This window comes from Exiguobacterium sp. Leaf196, from assembly GCF_001423965.1.
Lineage (GTDB): Bacteria > Bacillota > Bacilli > Exiguobacteriales > Exiguobacteriaceae > Exiguobacterium_A.
Genome location: NZ_LMPV01000006.1, coordinates 331,484 through 349,101, shown reverse-complemented (window position 1 = coordinate 349,101; position 17,618 = coordinate 331,484). Strand labels below are relative to the sequence as shown.

The 17,618-nt window shown below is 43.6% G+C and carries 20 protein-coding genes; 15 read left to right on the top strand and 5 right to left on the bottom strand.

All coding sequences use genetic code 11. The features are described 5' to 3' along the window. The first annotated feature begins 115 nt into the window (after nucleotides 1–115). Genes ASG02_RS07990 through ASG02_RS07980 form a run of 3 tightly spaced genes read left to right on the top strand, consistent with a single transcriptional unit; the run spans nucleotide 116 to nucleotide 1,775 of the window. On the top strand, nucleotides 116–658 hold the full coding sequence (locus ASG02_RS07990) for a phosphatidylglycerophosphatase A (RefSeq protein WP_035406640.1): 543 nt from the start codon (nucleotides 116–118) through the stop codon (nucleotides 656–658). Beyond that, nucleotides 658–1,278 (top strand): phosphatase PAP2 family protein, encoded by a 621-nt coding sequence (locus ASG02_RS07985; protein ID WP_052018989.1) that lies wholly within the window; start codon nucleotides 658–660, stop codon nucleotides 1,276–1,278. The genes ASG02_RS07990 and ASG02_RS07985 overlap by 1 nt, the downstream gene beginning before the upstream one ends. Next, complete coding sequence (locus ASG02_RS07980; protein WP_035406643.1) at nucleotides 1,278–1,775, top strand: hypothetical protein; 498 nt, start codon at nucleotides 1,278–1,280, stop codon at nucleotides 1,773–1,775. The genes ASG02_RS07985 and ASG02_RS07980 overlap by 1 nt, the downstream gene beginning before the upstream one ends. A gap of 55 nt (nucleotides 1,776–1,830) precedes the next feature. Here the strand turns inward: ASG02_RS07980 and ASG02_RS07975 are convergent, their stop codons facing one another. From ASG02_RS07975 to ASG02_RS07960, 4 genes are all read right to left on the bottom strand, one after another. Beyond that, the gene (locus ASG02_RS07975) at nucleotides 1,831–2,706 is read right to left on the bottom strand and encodes a DegV family protein (protein WP_056062408.1); all 876 of its coding nucleotides are present in this window, start codon (nucleotides 2,704–2,706) and stop codon (nucleotides 1,831–1,833) included. Between the two features lie 65 nt (nucleotides 2,707–2,771). Beyond that, the gene (brnQ, locus tag ASG02_RS07970; RefSeq protein WP_035406647.1) at nucleotides 2,772–4,097 is read right to left on the bottom strand and encodes a branched-chain amino acid transport system II carrier protein; all 1,326 of its coding nucleotides are present in this window, start codon (nucleotides 4,095–4,097) and stop codon (nucleotides 2,772–2,774) included. 347 nt (nucleotides 4,098–4,444) lie between these two features. After that, nucleotides 4,445–4,738 carry a hypothetical protein gene (locus ASG02_RS07965; protein ID WP_035406649.1) on the bottom strand — a complete coding sequence of 98 codons (294 nt, stop codon included), beginning with the start codon at nucleotides 4,736–4,738 and terminating at the stop codon, nucleotides 4,445–4,447. A gap of 247 nt (nucleotides 4,739–4,985) precedes the next feature. After that, entirely contained in the window at nucleotides 4,986–5,717 is a 732-nt protein-coding gene (locus ASG02_RS07960; protein WP_056062405.1) for a hypothetical protein, read from the bottom strand. 132 nt (nucleotides 5,718–5,849) lie between these two features. On the opposite strand from ASG02_RS07960, the gene ASG02_RS07955 reads away from it, so the two are divergent. The 7 genes from ASG02_RS07955 (at nucleotide 5,850) to ASG02_RS07925 (ending at nucleotide 11,643) form a co-directional block, all read left to right on the top strand. Next, entirely contained in the window at nucleotides 5,850–6,407 is a 558-nt protein-coding gene (locus ASG02_RS07955) for a GNAT family N-acetyltransferase (protein ID WP_035406655.1), read from the top strand. An 8-nt stretch (nucleotides 6,408–6,415) separates the two neighbouring features. Further along, entirely contained in the window at nucleotides 6,416–7,129 is a 714-nt protein-coding gene (locus tag ASG02_RS07950) for an alpha/beta fold hydrolase (protein WP_056062403.1), read from the top strand. 86 nt (nucleotides 7,130–7,215) lie between these two features. Next, nucleotides 7,216–8,307, top strand: coding sequence for a conserved virulence factor C family protein (locus tag ASG02_RS07945; RefSeq protein ID WP_056062400.1), 1,092 nt, complete (start codon nucleotides 7,216–7,218; stop codon nucleotides 8,305–8,307). 359 nt (nucleotides 8,308–8,666) lie between these two features. Continuing rightward, entirely contained in the window at nucleotides 8,667–8,879 is a 213-nt protein-coding gene (locus tag ASG02_RS07940) for a hypothetical protein (RefSeq protein WP_035406663.1), read from the top strand. A gap of 78 nt (nucleotides 8,880–8,957) precedes the next feature. Beyond that, nucleotides 8,958–9,404: a BsuPI-related putative proteinase inhibitor gene (locus ASG02_RS07935; protein WP_035406667.1), complete on the top strand. Its 447-nt coding sequence runs from the start codon at nucleotides 8,958–8,960 to the stop codon at nucleotides 9,402–9,404. A 33-nt stretch (nucleotides 9,405–9,437) separates the two neighbouring features. Beyond that, the gene (gene nadE, locus ASG02_RS07930; RefSeq protein ID WP_056062397.1) at nucleotides 9,438–10,256 is read left to right on the top strand and encodes an ammonia-dependent NAD(+) synthetase; all 819 of its coding nucleotides are present in this window, start codon (nucleotides 9,438–9,440) and stop codon (nucleotides 10,254–10,256) included. A 115-nt stretch (nucleotides 10,257–10,371) separates the two neighbouring features. After that, on the top strand, nucleotides 10,372–11,643 hold the full coding sequence (locus tag ASG02_RS07925; protein WP_056062395.1) for an FAD-dependent oxidoreductase: 1,272 nt from the start codon (nucleotides 10,372–10,374) through the stop codon (nucleotides 11,641–11,643). A gap of 69 nt (nucleotides 11,644–11,712) precedes the next feature. Here ASG02_RS07925 and ASG02_RS07920 read toward each other — a convergent pair whose 3' ends face one another. Then, entirely contained in the window at nucleotides 11,713–12,108 is a 396-nt protein-coding gene (locus tag ASG02_RS07920; RefSeq protein WP_035406674.1) for a disulfide bond formation protein B, read from the bottom strand. Between the two features lie 65 nt (nucleotides 12,109–12,173). Between ASG02_RS07920 and ASG02_RS07915 the strand changes: the two genes are divergently transcribed. From ASG02_RS07915 to ASG02_RS07895, 5 genes are all read left to right on the top strand, one after another. Continuing rightward, nucleotides 12,174–13,064 (top strand): LysR family transcriptional regulator, encoded by an 891-nt coding sequence (locus ASG02_RS07915; protein WP_023468861.1) that lies wholly within the window; start codon nucleotides 12,174–12,176, stop codon nucleotides 13,062–13,064. Further along, entirely contained in the window at nucleotides 13,048–14,160 is a 1,113-nt protein-coding gene (locus tag ASG02_RS07910; protein ID WP_056062392.1) for an N-acetyldiaminopimelate deacetylase, read from the top strand. The genes ASG02_RS07915 and ASG02_RS07910 overlap by 17 nt, the downstream gene beginning before the upstream one ends. 234 nt (nucleotides 14,161–14,394) lie before the next feature. Beyond that, complete coding sequence (locus tag ASG02_RS07905) at nucleotides 14,395–15,792, top strand: cytochrome ubiquinol oxidase subunit I (protein WP_035406678.1); 1,398 nt, start codon at nucleotides 14,395–14,397, stop codon at nucleotides 15,790–15,792. Nucleotides 15,793–15,804: 12 nt separating this feature from the next. Then, the gene (locus tag ASG02_RS07900; protein ID WP_035406681.1) at nucleotides 15,805–16,827 is read left to right on the top strand and encodes a cytochrome d ubiquinol oxidase subunit II; all 1,023 of its coding nucleotides are present in this window, start codon (nucleotides 15,805–15,807) and stop codon (nucleotides 16,825–16,827) included. Between the two features lie 104 nt (nucleotides 16,828–16,931). Next, nucleotides 16,932–17,600, top strand: coding sequence for a TrkA family potassium uptake protein (locus tag ASG02_RS07895; RefSeq protein WP_035406684.1), 669 nt, complete (start codon nucleotides 16,932–16,934; stop codon nucleotides 17,598–17,600). Nucleotides 17,601–17,618: the final 18 nt, after the last annotated feature.

The following is a 17,618-nucleotide window of genomic DNA, read 5'->3' as shown; positions in this document are numbered from 1 at the left end:
AACGCTTTACAAAATAATCATGACGGATTCTGGCGTCGATGTCAAAGAAGTTTGAGAGGAGCTTTAGAATCCGTGTATACTAATGAAGTACTTTGTTGGAGAGGTGGATACAGTCATGAAGAAAACACATTCAAAAGAGGTCAAACAAGCAGCAATTGACAAGTTACATGAACGCGGGGTGACGATTCATGCGATTGCTGAGATCGTTTACCAAATGCAAGCACCATACACAGTGGATCTGACAGTAGAAACATGTGTCAGTTCGGTTGAACGAGTTCTTGAAAAGCGTGAATTACAACATGCGATCCTTGTCGGGGCAGAATTAGATATTCTTGCTGAAAAAGGATTATTATCAGAACCACTCTTGTCCATCATCCAAAGCGATGAAGGATTATTTGGCGTAGATGAAACGATCGCGATTGGTGCTGTCAATACGTACGGTTCTATCGCTGTTACGACATTCGGATATTTGGATAAGGCGAAGGTTGGGATCATCAAAGAACTGGATACGAAGCTCGGAGACGGAAAAGTCAATACGTTCATGGACGATATCGTTGCAGCCATCGCAGCAAATGCATCAGGGCGTTTGGCGCATCGTTTGCGGGATAAGGAAGATTATTCAGCAGAAGAATTAGAAGAACGTAAGGGGACATACTAATGCGGGGGGCAAGAGCGGCGTGGGTGGGTGCATCCATCGCTGTCGTCTTGTTCGTGATCATCGCCGTCTCGATTCGAATGACGGGCTATTTTTTATTTGACGCTCAATTATCGTCGTACATGTCTCAACATGTTCCAGGGGACTATGTCTCTTGGTTCACTCAACTAGGCTCTGGTCCTGGGGCGATGACAATGACGGTGTTACTTGGAGTAGTGAGTTATGTCTTATGGCGAGATCGTATCGCAAGTATTTGGTATGTATTGATGGCAATCTCTGTAGGAGCGTTGAATCAAGTCGTCAAATTTGCCTTCGTACGAGAACGTCCTTCATTGAATGAGTTAGTTGGTGGTGTTGGCTATAGTTTTCCAAGTGGTCATTCCGCGATGGCATTCGCTGTATATGTAGGATTTCTTGTCGTCGCTTTCCGGCATTTAAAAACGACTGGCAAAGTAATCGTATCGGTGTTGACGATTGGGTTATTTCTTGCCATGGGAGCTTCCCGCATCATTTTAAACGTTCATTATTTTTCAGACGTCATCGGTGGTTATTGTTTTGCAGCGATTCTTTTATGTAGCTCCTATGCATTCATCGTCTCCCGCAGAAAAAAAGGAGTGTCTTAATGCTAGTATTAGATGTAGATCATAGTTTATTATTTGATGAAGAAACGATGCGTTCTATTGATAAACCGACCTTGCTTGTTGAGCGAGTCGCCGGACGACCGCGATTCATGACGATGCGAGCGCATCTTAGATTAAAACGATTGGTCTCAATCAACGGTGTCATTCCGGTGACGAAACGAACGATGGAAGAATATCAGCAGTTGGAACTTTTCCAAATCGATGCGCCGCCTAAATGGGCAATCATTGCTAGTGGAGAGATATTGCTGAAAGAAGGAAAAGTAGATCGTCGATATGAAAACTGGCTTCGTCAATTTAAAAAGGAAAGCTCCCTTGATTCTATCCTTGAGTATCTTATTGAGATGGAACAAGTGTCGTTTGATGTATATCCTTCCGACACATTATCGAATCAAATCGCACTTCCGCACGAACCGATTCATCGTACGTTGGACGAAGCGATGTTGCTAGAAGAATTATTTCGTAAATACGAAACAAAATAAAGAACCGGACGGTCTTTTTAAGACCGTCCGGTTCTTTATTTTTTAATGTTAGGTATCAAGTTGTAGGTAGAGAAATGTCGTCGAACCAGAACACGCCGACCGTCTCAGCACCAGCATGTGCCAAGATGGAAGGACCGAATTGCGTGATACGAACGTTGATTTCAGGATGTTCCGTTACAATCAAACGTTTCAATTCTTCAGCAGCAGTATGAGCGAGCGTATGACCGATATATAGTGTTCGATCGTAGACTCCTTGTGCTGTCATTTTAGAAGTGATCTCGGTTACCATTTCCTTAAATGCTTTTTTGATCGAGCGTACCTTCTTGAAAGGAACAAGCTGTCCTTCTTCATTAAATTGAACGATCGGCTTGATGTTGAGCATGTTCGCTAATAAAAATTGACTTCCTGAAACTCGACCACTACGTCGCATCGTCTCCATATTTCCAATAATCAGATAAAAATGCGATTTGTGTTTAAACGTTTCAAGTGTCGACATGACTTCCTTTGGATCTTTACCAGAAGCTACTAGTCGCTGTGCGATCCGGACAAGTTCTTGTTGATTGGCAGCACCCGTGTATGAATCAATCGCATACAGCGGGAAACCGACAGCCTCAGCTGCAGCGACCGAACTGGAGTAGGTACCACTTAAGCCACTCGTGATGTGAATCGCATATCCGTAATCATAACCGTCTTCGAGTAACTGTTCATATAGAGTTACGAAGTCACCAAAAGACGGTTGCGAAGTCGTAGGTGAAATTTTCGAATCGTCCTGCATTTTTTGATTCAATTGTTCAATCGAGATATCGACATACTCCCGGTAAGACTCCCCGTTCAAGATGAGTAATGTCGGTATCACATGGACTCCGATTTTTTCAGCCTCTCCTGGCTCGAAAAAAGCCATGCTGTCGGTAATCCAAGCAATCTTATCCATGTATATGACGCCTCCATTAATATAACCATTTTGTTCATCATACCATAGCTATGAAAACGGAATCACTAGCTAGCGCGTTTTTGTATGACGGAAGGGGTGGAAACGTGTCCAAACCATGAACTGAGACCAAAGGCGATAAGTGTCGGAAATAACCATTCTAAACTTTGATCCACTAAAGGAAGTGATTGATAGAAGGTTTTGAGATTTCCCGGGAAAAGAGAAAGTTGGTTTAACGCACTACAAAGTGAGAAGAAAATCGTTACTCCAAGAGTGAACTGATAAACGACCGACTTACGACGGAACAGATGACGCATGAATGTTAATGCGATTAAGACGATGACGATTGGATAAAGGAACATCAACACGGGAACGGCAATTGATAACAATGTCTGTAATCCGACAATAGATACCGTGAGACCAAGAACAGTCGTGAAGATACTTGCTGTTTTTAATGTGACACGTGTTGAAAGAGTCATCATATATTCTGCAAATGCAGTGACGAGACCAACTGAAGTCGTCAAGCAGGCAAGTAGGATCGCAAGACCAAGTACAGCTAAACCAATTGAACCGAATGCTGTATTCGCATAATGCTGAAGAAGGGTCGGACCATCGACTTTTCCGATTGCGGCAAATGTATTACGTCCGATCATTCCGAGTCCGATATAGACGAGAGTCAAAGCAACCGCAGCAATCGTTCCAGCACGAGTGACGACTTTAAATTGTGCTGTTCGTTCATGAACGCCTCGACTTTTTAATGTATGAAGTACCACGACACCGAAGACTAAGGCGCCGAGTGCATCAAGCGTTAAGTATCCTTGAAGAAAACCTTGGATGAATGCTTGACCTGTCGTCTCATAGGCTTTGCTTGGTGAAGCGACACTTGAAAGTGGTGAGACGATGCTACTGATGCTTAACGCAGCAAGTGCAATCAGCAATAAAGGTGTGATGAAACGTCCGATGATTTCAAGTAATTTACCAGGACGCAATACGAGGTAAAGCGTAGCAATGAAAAAGAGACTTGATGAGAGAACTAATGTCATTTGTGAAGGCGCACCGAGAAATGGTACAACACCGAGCTCATACGTGACAACCGATGTCCGAGGGATTCCGAAGAAAGGTCCAATGGCAACGTAGAGAGCAAACGTCAAGGCAGCACCTACAAAACGAGGGAGAGGAGCAGCAAGCGTTTTGATACCGCCTCCGATAGATGCGACAGCAAGTAAGCCGAGCAACGGAAGACCCACACCTGTCACGATAAAGCCGAGGATGGCTGGGAGGAATTGTTTACCTGCAAGGGCGCCGAGTTCTGGTGGGAAGATTAGGTTACCCGCACCGAAAAATAATGCGAAGATCATAAATCCTAAAGCGAACGTATCTTTTGTCTTAAACATGTGTTGTCCTCCATTCCTTCTAATTTCAATAAAAAAAGCCTCATCCACGATGTGCGTGGATAGGCGTCGTGTGATCAGACGCCTTGTCGAAATGACGAAAAGGGCCTGGTCTTCATCTTCTCAATCGAGAAATGAATCTTCAGTCCCTGGTCCTAATCACAATCAGTCGTACTGGGATAAGCGATGTATATGTCATGTTTAAAACCTCCTGCTTGAATTTTTCTAAGGATAACATGAAGAATCTAAGAAAACAATATTTTCTGAAAATTTATCACCGAGACTTTTAAACAGAAAAAAACCCTTAACTCATGAATGGAAGTCTTGAGTTAAGGATTTTCATACAAATGTCAGCTTGTCGCAATCGAGCGTATTTTTTTATGGCGTTTCAATTTATGGAGAAGCCAAGCGTGAACGACCTCACAGGATTGACGTGGTAACGTCAGTTCAACAAGCGATTCCTGCTGTTGCCCTTTAATGACGAAAAGTCCATTTTCTTCATCGACAGGGGCGATGGTCATTGAACTCGCTTCATTCAGCGACAGTTTCACTTCACCGAGTGTCGCATCCTTTAATTTGAGGATGTTCCCGTTCGTCGCAAATTTCGTGAATGAGCCAATTCCGTTCACTTTTAACTGATCCATATTGAATTCCTCCTTCTGCTGATTCCAGTACCATCCCTACAAAAAAACAGGTCTAACTTCTATCTTAAAAAGGTTATCCTCATTATAGCGAAGTCCTCACAAGATGCTAGTCTTATTTTGTGTGAAAATTCGAAAAATTTTTTAACGATATTGTCACATTGTCCATAATAACCGTAAAGAAGGAATCATCATTTAAAATTCAAATAGAACAAAAGCATCCTTTTCTAAAAGAAAAAGATGCTAAAGGTCAATCTAACTCAAAACTCCATTTCTTTTTTCGACACACAAGCGTTCCACGTCTAAGAATCGATTCTTTCTCGGCTTCAAAATCTTCATGTAATACGCTCATGTCTTCATAACGGCCAGCCACGTAGACAGGAATCGTAATATTTCTTGAAAAAACAGATCGCTTTGCGCTTTCGAAATCAATCAGGACCCCTTCTCCGAGAAAATGACGGATATGGATCATGATTTCAGCTGTTAAAGCAATAGAGGCAACGGATCGTGCGTGCTGTCGGAATTTTCGTTGCACAAGATCAGCAATCAATTGTTCGACGCGTGCCCAGTCTTTTAAGTAAACGGAAGCATGAAGTCCGTCATGCTCGCTAAAATAGACCAATTCATTTTCAATCGAATCAAGGAAGGGAAGTGGCATTCCACGTTTCATATGCATTAAAAATAACAACTCTGCGATCTCGACATCCGTTAATACGTCGAGTGAATGGGAGGAACGAATATCGATAGCAATCAATGGATGACGCTGCACATCCGTGGATTGTGAAAACTGTTCGATTTCATGCGCTTCGATATAATGTAGCATTGTCCGAAACGATTGTTTCGTCTGCTTGAAATCACTTCCTGAAATAAGCAAAGGACGCTTCAAATCGACGGCTGCGGCGAAATCAGAGAAATGCACCCCTGACATCGTCAAGCGTTGATTTTCCTCGTCCTCATATAAGTAAAGTAACGCACTTGACATACCACTTCGCTTCCTTTCCGTGACTAACTCCTTCATAATTCAATAGTAGCAAAACTTCGAATTGCCTGAAAGGATATTTACTCCTGAAAACGGGCATACTACATAGAGAAGCATAAAGAGAGGTGATGGAGCATGTGGGGCTTGCGAAAGCCATTCCCGGAATTGCGAACCGAGCGCTTCGTATTACGTGAGCTCGAAAACCGTGACGCACGTGAATTGTTTAAAATCCTATCAGATGATGAAGTCATGTACTATTACGGATCAGATCCGCTTGTGACAGTCTATGAAGCAAAAAATGTCATCAGTTACTTCAAGGAACAGTTTACACAAGGTAAAGCGATTCGCTGGGCAATTGCTGATGCAGAAACGAATCAATTGATCGGTACGATTGGTTTTCATAACTGGCTCTCCCAATACCATCGAGCTGAAATTGGCTTTGAAGTCAGTCAAGAGTATTGGCAACGCGGAGTGGCTTCCGAAGCGGCTCGAGCTGTTCTGACTTACGGATTTGAGGAATTCGCTCTCCATCGCATCAGTGCTCTCGTAGCACCTGAGAATCTTGCTTCCAATGCATTGGTGCAAAAATTAGGGTTTCAAGCAGAAGGATTATTAGAAGATTATGCATATAGTCATGGTCGTTTCATGAACTTGACGATGTACCGTATGCTCGCATCTGAGTGGAAGGGATGAGGTAGTCAATGGAAAAACAAACACTTGTACTCCTACATGGATTTACAGGAGGGACAGATTATTTTAATCGGGTAGAGGCAAATTTACGACATTCTTTTGAAGTTTTACCGTTGAGTTTACCAGGACATGAAGGACTGGATGTCGGACCTGATACGATTGAGGGATTCGCAGAATGGGTCATGGATGATCTAGAGCGACGTGGTGTTGAAAAGCCAATCATCGTTGGTCACTCTTTTGGCGGGTACATCACGGCTGCAATCGTGGAAAGGTATGCCGAACAAATCAGTGGATATGGTCTCGTTTACTCAACGGCGAAAGCAGATGATGAACAAGCGAAACAAAAACGAAATCAAAATATCACGCGCGTCGAAGAAGTTGGTGTAAGAGAATTTGTCAATGGTCTTGTTCCGTCCTTATTTGCGGAAGGAGCCGATGAATTCGCTGTTGCTGAAGCACTTGAAATTGGGTATATGATGACCGTCGAAGGAGCCATCCGTGCACTCTCTGCGATGCGAGATCGTCGGGATATGACGAAAGCTTTAACGAAAGCAAACGTAAAAGGTGTCATCATTCATGGTACGAAGGATCCATTGATCTCAGAGGAAAGTGCGTTTGCACCAACAAATGATCATCTCATACATCGGTCAACAGACAGTGGACACATGGGGATGCTTGAGACACCGGATGCTTTCGTTGCAATTATCGAAGAAGCATTCAAGTAAGTTTTTGCCCTACGGTCATTTCTGTAGGGCATTTGCTTTGCATTTCAGATTAGATATCTGAAATGATAGAAGTGGAGGGGATACACATGAAAATCGTAGCGATTGAACCAACACCAAGTCCAAATAACATGAAAGTCATCGTTGATGAGGTCTTTTCGGAAAAGGGGCAGACATTCGAGCATGCCTTTGGCGCACCGGAACACATTCAGCGATTACTTGAAATACCTGGCGTTAAGTTTGTTTATCAGGTCAGTGACTTTTTATCGATCGAGCGTTATCCGAAATATGATTGGCGTTCGCTTGTCATCGATATACGACGTGCGTTCGGTGAAACGTTAAATGACGTTGAACAGCACGAGACAGATGCTGAGTATGAGCCAGTCCATTTATTTGTACAGTTCATTTTAGGCGTACCAATGCAAATCAAAGGTGTGAAAGGATTAGAAGAAAAACGAGAAGGGTTGCCAGAACGATTCCGAGAAGCAGCGCTATTCGTCCAACCATTCGTTCAGAATGTCATTAGCGATCGACGCTGGGTGGAACAAGCACCTCGATACGGTGACCTTGACGAAAGTTTGCGTGAAGTAGCGAATGAGATTGAGATCGCATATCCAGTCGAACGTATCGAACGTCTCAAGTCGCTCGCAGCAGGGGAAGATATCGCCTTTAGTGGTCAAGCTATTCGTTCGTCTGATTGGAAAGAACGATTTGCGGCGCTTGATGAACTGCCTGTTGAAATGGAATGGGTTCCGGCGTATGCACGATTATTACAGGATGAAAAAATGCAAATTCGTCGTCAAGCAATCGTAAAGCTTGGGATGTTCGAAGAACATCGGGAAGAATTATTAGAGTATCTGACAAGTGCACTCCATGATCCATCAGGTATCGTACGACGAACAGCAGGTGATACGATTTCGGATTGGGCGATGCCAGAGGCTGAACCAATGATGATGGAGGCTTTGACGGATAAAAATAAACTAGTACGTTGGCGGGCTGCTCGATTCCTGTTCGATGTTGGAACAGAACAGTCGATTCCAAGACTGCGTGAAGCGAGCCGAGACCGAGAATATGAAGTCGCTTTACAGGCGGAACTCGCCTTGACTCGAATCGAAAGTGGGGAAGAAGCACTAGGGACGGTCTGGCAACAAATGAATCGAATGATAGATGAAAGTTCATGAGAACTCAAAATAATATTGTGTGAAAGAATCATTCGACAAAATGAGCCATCGATTGTCTAGGTATATTTTCCCTGTTATCTAAAAATGATGGTAAAATAATCAAAATCATGTTGTCATCTTTTTGAAATCGAAATGAAATGTGTTGGAAACGCTCGTAAAAACGCTTGCATGCAACAACTATATAGATTATTCCAAAATATCCCTATTTGAACTGGAATATTGTTTTGAAATGAAATGTCGAATGACTATTCTCTTCTTTTTTCATCTCTTTGATACAGTAAACCTACAATAACGAATTCGAAGCATGTAGGTCATCTTTTGGCTTGGCATATGAATGAGAAAAGGGGAGAATCGGGGATATGTTACTTTTCGCTGAAACTGATTTAGCAGTAGGATACAAGGAACGGACAACAACAGGGGTATATGTCACGATCGAAACAATTGACAGTCGTACGATTACATTGGTTGCACCAGCAAACGCGGCAGAAGATATTTGTGACGAACTGTTTGCGACAGGTTTAGAGCAATTGTTTTCATTCAAGATGAATCCATCTACTTTACCTGTAGCATAAGAGATGAAATGTGCGAGAGAGGAAATCCTCTCTCGCTTTTTTTTGTGATAAAATTGATTAGATAAAAGGAGGGATGAAATGAAACGTCTCGTTTTCATTCTGTTGCTGCTTACTGTTTGTTTAGCAGGTTGCCAAGAAAAGAAACAACAGGCAACAAAAACCATGAACGAACCGATTCAGATTGCAGTCAAAACGACAAAGCAAGACAGTATGATGCAATTAGACATTTCCTTAACGAATCCAAATGATCACAGTGTAAACGTGACATATCCTTCCTCGCAACGATTTCAGGCTCAATTGATTGATGCGAAACAACACGTAACGTATGATTTTGAGAAAGAGCAAGTATTCACGCAAGCGATTGAGAAGGATACGTTCACAAAACGCGAAACGAAACAGTACACGGTTGAATTACCGATCTCCTCTTTAGGTGATAGCAAGGAAGTTCGCGTATCGACAATCCGCCAGTTCAAAGGAGCAAATGCAAAACAAACGACGGATCACCAAATGATTGATTCAAAATGACGATTAAAACGATGTGAAGGAGTGAATTTATTCATGCAACAAGAAATCATCCAAGTAACAGGCGTTAAACCTATCATTGATCCAGCCCAAGAAGTAAACGAGCGGGTAGCCTTCTTGAAGGCGTATCTCAAGCATACAGGGGCGAAGGGATTCGTATTAGGCATCTCCGGGGGACAAGATTCAACGCTCGCAGGTCGTCTATGCCAACTGGCAGTTGAAGAGTTGCGAAAAGAAGAGGGACAAGATGTCTCATTTTATGCGGTCCGCTTGCCTTACGGTGAACAACAAGATGAAGCAGACGCACAGGCAGCCTTGACTTTTATTCAACCGGATCATTCGCTTCGTGTGAATATCAAACCAGCGGTCGAAGCATCGATGCGGGCATTCGAAGAGGCGACAGGTGCAGAACTTTCAGACTTTAGCAAAGGAAATACGAAAGCGCGAGAACGAATGAAGAGTCAATATGATTTAGCCGCTCATTATGGCTGTTTAGTCGTTGGAACGGATCATGCAGCCGAATTCGTGACGGGATTCTACACGAAACATGGGGATGGTGCATGTGATTTAACACCATTATCGGGACTGAATAAACGGCAAGGGAAACAACTCTTACGTTACTTGAACGCCCCAGAAGTCTTGATTGAAAAAGTTCCGACAGCAGACCTTGAAGAAAATCGTCCGGCACTACCAGACGAAGTGGCACTCGGAATGACATACGAAGAAATTGATGATTATTTGGAAGGTAAGTCGATTTCAGAAGCAAGTCAAGAAAAGTTAGAGACGCAGTATAAACGTGTTGGACATAAGCATCATATGCCCGTCTCACCACTTGATGAATGGTGGAAAGCATAATCAAAAATAAGGAGATATGATTTCATGATTGAAATCATGTCTTTTTTCATGTTCTTCGATTCTTCTCCGGTCGTTATGGGAAAAGAAGAGAAACGATGGTTGAGGAGGCGAGAGTATGACGATTGGGATCATAGGTGGAGGGTTATCCGGATTGACAGCAGCGGCGTTATTTGCAAAGCAAGGAACACCGGTCACGCTCTGGGATGCTGGATTACTCGGAGGACGTGCCACCTCTCAAACCGTAAAGGGCTTTACATTTAATTACGGTGCCCATGCGATTTATGGACGCGATCAATCAATTCTTCGCAAATTAACGAAACAACTCGGTATCGAAGTGACGTGGCTTGATTTTTCAGCGAGTCGTGCGAAATATGAGTTTTCAGGTCATTTGACGGCTGTTCCTGCGAATGCCTGGGGACTACTGAAAACAGAAGTCATCGAAGGAACGAACAAAGTACGTTTTACATGGGAGATTATTAAAACGATTTTACGAGTCGAACGAGGGAATCCGCAACAATCCATCGGGCAATGGTTAAAAACAGAACGCGTCGATGAACAAGTGGCACAGTTGATGCTTGATTTGGCATCAACGAATTTTTTTACGGCAGAACCAGAAAAAATTCCATCAGATGTCTATTTCGAGTATTATCAAAAGCTTTTTCGGACGCGAAAGCCTGTCTCATACATCGAAGGGGGCTGGCAAGGGTTAGTACAGGAATTGGAACGGATCATCCTAGAGAATCGCGGAGAGATCTTGAAAAAAACAAAAATAACAGCAGTCGAATTGACTACGACAGGATTCTTGGTACGTGATCGAAAAAAACAAGAATGGAATGTGGAACGGATCATCTTTGCCGTACCACCACGTGAAATCTTAAAAATGGCGACTCCAACGACGATCCAAAAATTCGTGACACCGCATGCGAGTCATGAACCCGTCGAAGTTTTCGTGTATGATCTCGGACTTCAGCCTTATATCCAAACACCGTATTCATACATCTACGACCGTTCGCATCGAGCGTTCATCACGGATTTATCGCATTATGATGCAAGCCTCGCACCAAAGGATGGTCAAGTCCTTCAAGCAATCGCTTATCTTGAACACGATCGACTTGAGGATCCTGATTATATCGGACATGTTCGAACGGGAATCGAACAGATGCTTGACGTTCATTTCACAGACTGGAGAGAACGTATCGTTGCAGAACGAACGATTAAACGAGCAGTCGTACAAGAAATCAAATGGAAAATGGGGCAAGGTCCTCTTGCGACTCAAATTCCGGGACATGCAGGTGTTGCTTTCGTCGGAGACTGGTGTGAAGGGACGGGACAACTCTCAGAGCTTGCGTTCTCAAGCGCCGTAAGTGTTTTCAATCGATGGACGTGATGTAAAACGACAAAAGAAGGAGAAGCCGAATTGACTTCTCCTTCTTTGTATTGACCAATGATTCATATCTTACGCTTCATTGTTCGAACGTGCTGGATAGAACGCTAGAATCAAGAGTAATGTAAAGGCAATGAGACTCATCATCGGAATCGTCAAGAAACCGAAATAGTTGACCCATTTGATGAGACAGCCACTCGAACATAACGCTTCGCCATCGGGTAAACGCTCAAGGATGACATGGTACAAGGCGACACCAAAGCCGGCAAGCACATATAGGCGTACAAAGAGTGGATCGATCGTTTTCGACCGGAACAAGGATATGAGCAAATAAAAGGCTGTCGTATACATGAATAGTCGTTGCCACCAACAGAGAGGGCAGGGAATGAATCCACGAATTTCACTAAAATAGAGACTGCCAAGCGTTGCAATCGTTGAGATGATGAACATAAAATGATAGCGTGTCATATGTATCGTCCTTTCTAACGTGTTAAACTAATGCCATCTTATATCATGAGGAGTCGAATCTCACATTGCAAGTGTCGGAAATGGAAATGTTGATCACTTTATCGGAAGAATTGAATATGAGGCGAGCTGCTGAACGATTATTCGTTTCACAACCTGCGCTTAGTCAACGTCTTGTTGCGATTGAGAGACGCTGGGGAACCAAACTATTCATTCGTTCATCGCGTGGCTTAAGCATCACACCGCAAGGAGAAAAAGTGATTGGTCTCGCAAAAGAGATGAATCGGAAGGAACTCGAACTAAAAAGTGAATTGACGGCAGAAGAGGGTGCCGTTTACGGAACGCTTCGGATTGCTGTCGCCTCCATCATGGGACAATACTGGCTCCCGCGTGTCTTAAAACGATTCGTCGAGCGTTATCCGCATGTGCGTGTCCAGTTGGTCACCGGATGGTCAAGTGAGATGATGCGTCATATGTTAGAGGAACACTTTCATATCGGGATCATTCGTGGAAACCCGGACTGGAAAGGTGTTAAAGAGCGCCTTTTCTCAGACCCGCTCTATCTAGTTGATAGTGAGTTGACGTCGATTGAACAATTGCGTGTGACGGATCGCCCGTTCATCCAGTTCAAAAGTGATTCGACGTACTATCAAGAAATTTTAGAGTGGTGGCAAGATCGGTTCGCAAGTCCACCCTCTCGGACTTTGGTCGTCGACCAAATCGAGACATGCAAACAGATGGCGTTACATGGCATCGGTTTTGCTATCTTACCTGAGTCGACGATTCAGCAATCGAATGAAGTCATGCAGCTTCCGTTGAAGACATCATCCGGAAAAGTACTGAAGCGAGATACTTGGATCTTGTCCACGGAATCGATGCTTGAATTAAAACAAGTCCAAGCTTTTTGGGACATCGTAAAAGAAGAAGGAGGAAGTCAGTCAGATGGAATACGCCATTGAGATGCGGCGCGCGCTTCATAAAATACCGGAACCAGGGTTCAAGGAATTCAAGACGCAAGCTTTTATATTGGAACAAATTCGTGCATATCCGCCAGATCGTGTCACATATGACACATTTGAAACAGGTGTTTTCGTTCGAGTGAAAGGATTGACTGGAAACCGAACGATCGGGTATCGCGCAGATATTGATGGGTTACCGATTGAAGAAGCGACAGGGCTTCCGTATTGCTCAGAACACCCAGGGTTCATGCATGCGTGTGGTCATGACATGCATGCCTCGATTGCTTTAGGGTTGATGAAACGGATCGTTGAACTACCAGTCATGGATGATGTCGTCTTTTTATTCCAACCGGCAGAAGAAGGACCGGGCGGGGCGGAGCCGATGATTAAAAGTCCATTGTTTGAAAAATATCGTCCGAGTGAGATGTATGGTCTTCACGTTGCACCGGAATATCCAGTCGGTACGATTGCTAGTCGTCCAGGCGTACTGTTCGCGAGTGCTCGAGAAGTTCATATCACGATCTATGGTCAAAGTGGTCATGCGGCTTTTCCTCATTTGACGATTGATACAGTTGTTGCGCAAGCAGCCTTGATCATGCAATTGCAAACGATCGTCAGTCGATCCATTAATCCGATGAATTGTAGTGTCATCACGATTGGGAAAGTGGATGCAGGTATTCGTGAGAATGTCATTGCCGGTAGAGCGGTTCTTGACGGAACGATGCGTGCGCTAAACGGCGAAGACATGGAAAAACTCGAACGTCGTGTCCGTGACATCATTCGAGGAATCGAAGCTTCGTTTGGTGTTAAAATCGATCTGCAATTCGGTAATCGCTATTATGAAGTCGTCAACGACCGGCAAATCGTGGATAAATTCTCATCATTCGTAAAGATGAATGCCAACTATATCGAATGTGACGCGGCGATGACAGGGGAAGATTTTGGTTTCATGCTGAAAGAGATCCCAGGGATGATGTTCTGGCTCGGCGTCGATAATCCGACATCTGGTTTGCATCAACCAACATTAAACCCGGATGAATCAGCCATTCCTTTTGTCATTGATTTACTTGACCATTATTTCCGAGAGTATGTTTAAAAATTTTTATGAAATAATAAAGGATATAAAGCTTTCCCTTTCGAATTCAGGAATGGGAAAGTTTTTAATATATGTAGGAATAAGAGTTTTCGAACATTTTGTGAAAAAAATCACGTGTATATGTGAACAATTTGTTACATCAAACATTATAAACAGACACAAAGGGTTATGTTCTCTATGATACGGTTATAGACCATATAGAGAAGTATGTTTTAGGAAGAGGGGGCTAAATACATGTTCAATGATCCCGTAGTGCTCAGTCGATTGTTGACAGGGCTCACACTAGCGTTTCATATTATTTTCGCGACGATTGGTGTCGGAGTACCGCTCATGGTACTGGCAGCTGAATTCATCGGTCTGAAACGCAAAGATCCAGATTATATCTTATTAGCAAGACGGTGGACGCGTGGATACGTCGTTACCGTAGCAGTCGGTGTCGTAACAGGGACGGCAATCGGCTTGCAACTATCATTACTTTGGCCGTCACTCATGCAAGTAGCGGGTCAAACAATTGCTTTGCCACTATTTATGGAAACGTTCGCGTTCTTCTTTGAAGCGATTTTCCTTGGTATTTACTTGTATACGTGGGACCGGTTCAAAAATCCATGGTTGCACTGGTTGATTGGGATTCCAGTCGTCATTGGTGCGACAGCATCAGCGTTCTTCATCACGACAGTCAACTCCTTCATGAACTCACCAGAAGGATTTAAGATCGTCAATGGTACGTTAACGCAAATCGAACCATTAAAAGCAATGTTTAATACAGCGACACCGACGAAGGCGACACACGTCATCGTTTCAGCTTACTTGACTGTTGCCTTTATCTTGGCAGCAATCGCGGCGTTCCATTTGCTTCGCAAAAAGACACTCTCAGCAGCAGAGACGGCATATCATAAGAAAGCTCTTCGTCTCACTGTCATGGCTGGTCTGATTTTCGCGTTCTCGACAGCACTTGTCGGTGACTTCTCAGGGAAATATTTAGCGAAATACCAGCCAGAAAAACTAGCAGCTGCGGAATGGCATTTTGATACGACAAATGAAGCAGAATTGATTTTTGGTGGGATACTTGATCAGCAAGAAGACGGCAGTTATGAAATCAAAGGAGCCGTCAAAATCCCATATGCGCTCTCAATTCTTGCAGGTGGGGCTCCGAATACGGAAGTCATCGGTTTAAACGAATTCGCAAAAGAAGATCAAGCACCACTGATCGTCCACTATTTCTTTGATATCATGGTATCGATTGGGATGTACTTGACTGCTATCTCTGCTTTGTTCATCTTGGCATTCCGATTGAAAAAATTGAATCCATATAATAAGTGGATTTTACGAGGGGTGTTCATCGGTGGTCCGTTAGCGATGATTTCAATCGAAGCGGGATGGATGTACGCTGAGATTGGTCGTCAACCTTGGACGCTTTACGGTATCATGCGAACAGCGGACGCGGCGACGACTTCAACAGCGGTTGGTCCGATGCTCATTTTATTCAGTGCATTGTACTTGTTGCTTGGTACGATTTGTACGGTCGTCTTATTACGGATGTTTAAGAAAAACACGGTTGGAAAAGAACTTCAAGAACTTGCTGAAAACCACCATGCACGCGGTGAAGCAATGTTCGTGGATGATAACAAGTAAGGAGGGAACGATTTGGACGTTCAAACACTAGGGATCACGGTCCTTTGGACTTTCCTGTACGGATATCTCATCGTTGCCTCAATTGACTTCGGTGCTGGATTTTACGCCTTTTATTCAAAATATACGAAGCGGGATCATCTGACGAATCGATTGATTCTTCGTTACCTCTCTCCTGTTTGGGAGGTAACGAATGTCTTCTTCGTATTCTTCTTCGTAGGACTAGTTGGGTTCTTCCCAGACTCCGCTTATTATTTCGGTACGGCACTACTCGTACCAGCGTCAATTGTTCTTGTCTTGATTGCGATTCGTGGTAGCTTTTATGCGTTCGCCAACTATGGATCAAACGACAGCATGTTCTACACATTTTTATATGGAGCGACAGGGTTGCTGATTCCTGCTGCGATGTCGACGACATTGACAATCAGTCAAGGTGGTTTCATCCGCAAAACGAATGATACAGTTGAGTTTTTAGGAACGAAATTATTTTCGAACTTTTACTCGTGGACGGTCGTAGCGCTCGCTATCGTATCTGTCTTATACATCAGCGCGATGTTCCTCTTATTCTACGCGGATAAAGCGAAAGATGAGGGAGCTACGCCGCTTATTCGGAAATGGGCACTCTTTTGGAGTGGACCAACAATCCTCGTCTGTGCGCTCGTCTTCTTTGGACTGAAGAACCAAGCGGCATGGCATTATGAAAATATCCTAAACGGCAACTGGTGGTGGTTCGCTGCTAGTTTCTTATTTTTCCTCATTGCCGTGACACTCGTCTATATGAAGAAGAACTATGGCATCGCGTTCGTCGCGGTCATGTTACAGTATGCAGTCGCGTGGTTCGGTTACGGATATACACACTTGCCGTATATCTTGTATCCATATATCGATATCAACAAAGCAGTCGTAAACGAAACGATGGCTTCCGCACTCGTCGTCGTTTTCATCTTCGGACTTTTACTCTTAATTCCGGCGTTGTATTTGATTTTACGGCTCTTCTTGTTCGATAACGATTATGTACGTGGAAAATCATCAAAATAATGAATGGATAAACGCCTCTGCGATTCGCAGAGGCGTTTATAGTATTTTTAAATTGAATCGGGTACACTACTAATGAAGAGCGATTGTGAAGGAGAGTTGTGAAAATGAATGGAGAGTTTGCAGTAATCGGACTAGGGCGTTTTGGTGGCTCGATTGTCCGCGAATTATCGAAAAACGGCTATGATGTCTTGGCAATTGATTCCGATGAGGAACGTGTCAACGAATTCATGGGGATTGCGACACATTCTGTCATTGCCGATACGACCGATGAGAACGTTTTAAAAAGTTTGGGGATTCGAAACTTTGATCATGTCATCGTCGCTATTGGGGAAAACATTCAAGCGTCTATCTTGACGACGTTGATTTTAAAAGAGCTCGGTGTGCAATCGATCACCGTCAAAGCAACGAATGATTACCATGAAAAAGTATTGCGAAAAATTGGAGCGGATTTCATCGTTCACCCTGAGCGGGATATGGGGGTTCGGATTGCGAACGGATTGATGAGTTCGAATATCCTTGACTACTTAGACTTATCACAAGAATTCTCAATCGTTGAGATTAAAGTCAGTGATCGGATGGCAAAACAAACCTTGATTGATCTCGACTTACGAAGTAAATATGGAGCAAACGTTGTCGCCATCAAACGGGGTGAAAATGTCATGATCTCCTTGCAGGCAGATGAAGTCATTGAAAAAGGCGATTATCTCGTCGTCATTGGTGAGAATGAAGATCTTGATCGCTTAGAACGCGCGATTCATAAAGTAAAGAACTAAAAAAAGCTGAGGCGTGCC

What these genes read in the sequence shown, in the direction of transcription:
- ASG02_RS07990 (WP_035406640.1), top strand. Translation starts at nt 116, where the DNA reads ATGAAGAAAACACATTCAAAAGAGGTCAAACAAGCAGCAATTGACAAG.
- ASG02_RS07985 (WP_052018989.1), top strand. Translation starts at nt 658, where the DNA reads ATGCGGGGGGCAAGAGCGGCGTGGGTGGGTGCATCCATCGCTGTCGTC.
- ASG02_RS07980 (WP_035406643.1), top strand. Translation starts at nt 1,278, where the DNA reads ATGCTAGTATTAGATGTAGATCATAGTTTATTATTTGATGAAGAAACG.
- ASG02_RS07975 (WP_056062408.1), bottom strand. Translation starts at nt 2,706, where the DNA reads ATGGATAAGATTGCTTGGATTACCGACAGCATGGCTTTTTTCGAGCCA.
- brnQ (WP_035406647.1), bottom strand. Translation starts at nt 4,097, where the DNA reads ATGTTTAAGACAAAAGATACGTTCGCTTTAGGATTTATGATCTTCGCA.
- ASG02_RS07965 (WP_035406649.1), bottom strand. Translation starts at nt 4,738, where the DNA reads ATGGATCAGTTAAAAGTGAACGGAATTGGCTCATTCACGAAATTTGCG.
- ASG02_RS07960 (WP_056062405.1), bottom strand. Translation starts at nt 5,717, where the DNA reads ATGTCAAGTGCGTTACTTTACTTATATGAGGACGAGGAAAATCAACGC.
- ASG02_RS07955 (WP_035406655.1), top strand. Translation starts at nt 5,850, where the DNA reads ATGTGGGGCTTGCGAAAGCCATTCCCGGAATTGCGAACCGAGCGCTTC.
- ASG02_RS07950 (WP_056062403.1), top strand. Translation starts at nt 6,416, where the DNA reads ATGGAAAAACAAACACTTGTACTCCTACATGGATTTACAGGAGGGACA.
- ASG02_RS07945 (WP_056062400.1), top strand. Translation starts at nt 7,216, where the DNA reads ATGAAAATCGTAGCGATTGAACCAACACCAAGTCCAAATAACATGAAA.
- ASG02_RS07940 (WP_035406663.1), top strand. Translation starts at nt 8,667, where the DNA reads ATGTTACTTTTCGCTGAAACTGATTTAGCAGTAGGATACAAGGAACGG.
- ASG02_RS07935 (WP_035406667.1), top strand. Translation starts at nt 8,958, where the DNA reads ATGAAACGTCTCGTTTTCATTCTGTTGCTGCTTACTGTTTGTTTAGCA.
- nadE (WP_056062397.1), top strand. Translation starts at nt 9,438, where the DNA reads ATGCAACAAGAAATCATCCAAGTAACAGGCGTTAAACCTATCATTGAT.
- ASG02_RS07925 (WP_056062395.1), top strand. Translation starts at nt 10,372, where the DNA reads ATGACGATTGGGATCATAGGTGGAGGGTTATCCGGATTGACAGCAGCG.
- ASG02_RS07920 (WP_035406674.1), bottom strand. Translation starts at nt 12,108, where the DNA reads ATGACACGCTATCATTTTATGTTCATCATCTCAACGATTGCAACGCTT.
- ASG02_RS07910 (WP_056062392.1), top strand. Translation starts at nt 13,048, where the DNA reads ATGGAATACGCCATTGAGATGCGGCGCGCGCTTCATAAAATACCGGAA.
- ASG02_RS07905 (WP_035406678.1), top strand. Translation starts at nt 14,395, where the DNA reads ATGTTCAATGATCCCGTAGTGCTCAGTCGATTGTTGACAGGGCTCACA.
- ASG02_RS07895 (WP_035406684.1), top strand. Translation starts at nt 16,932, where the DNA reads ATGAATGGAGAGTTTGCAGTAATCGGACTAGGGCGTTTTGGTGGCTCG.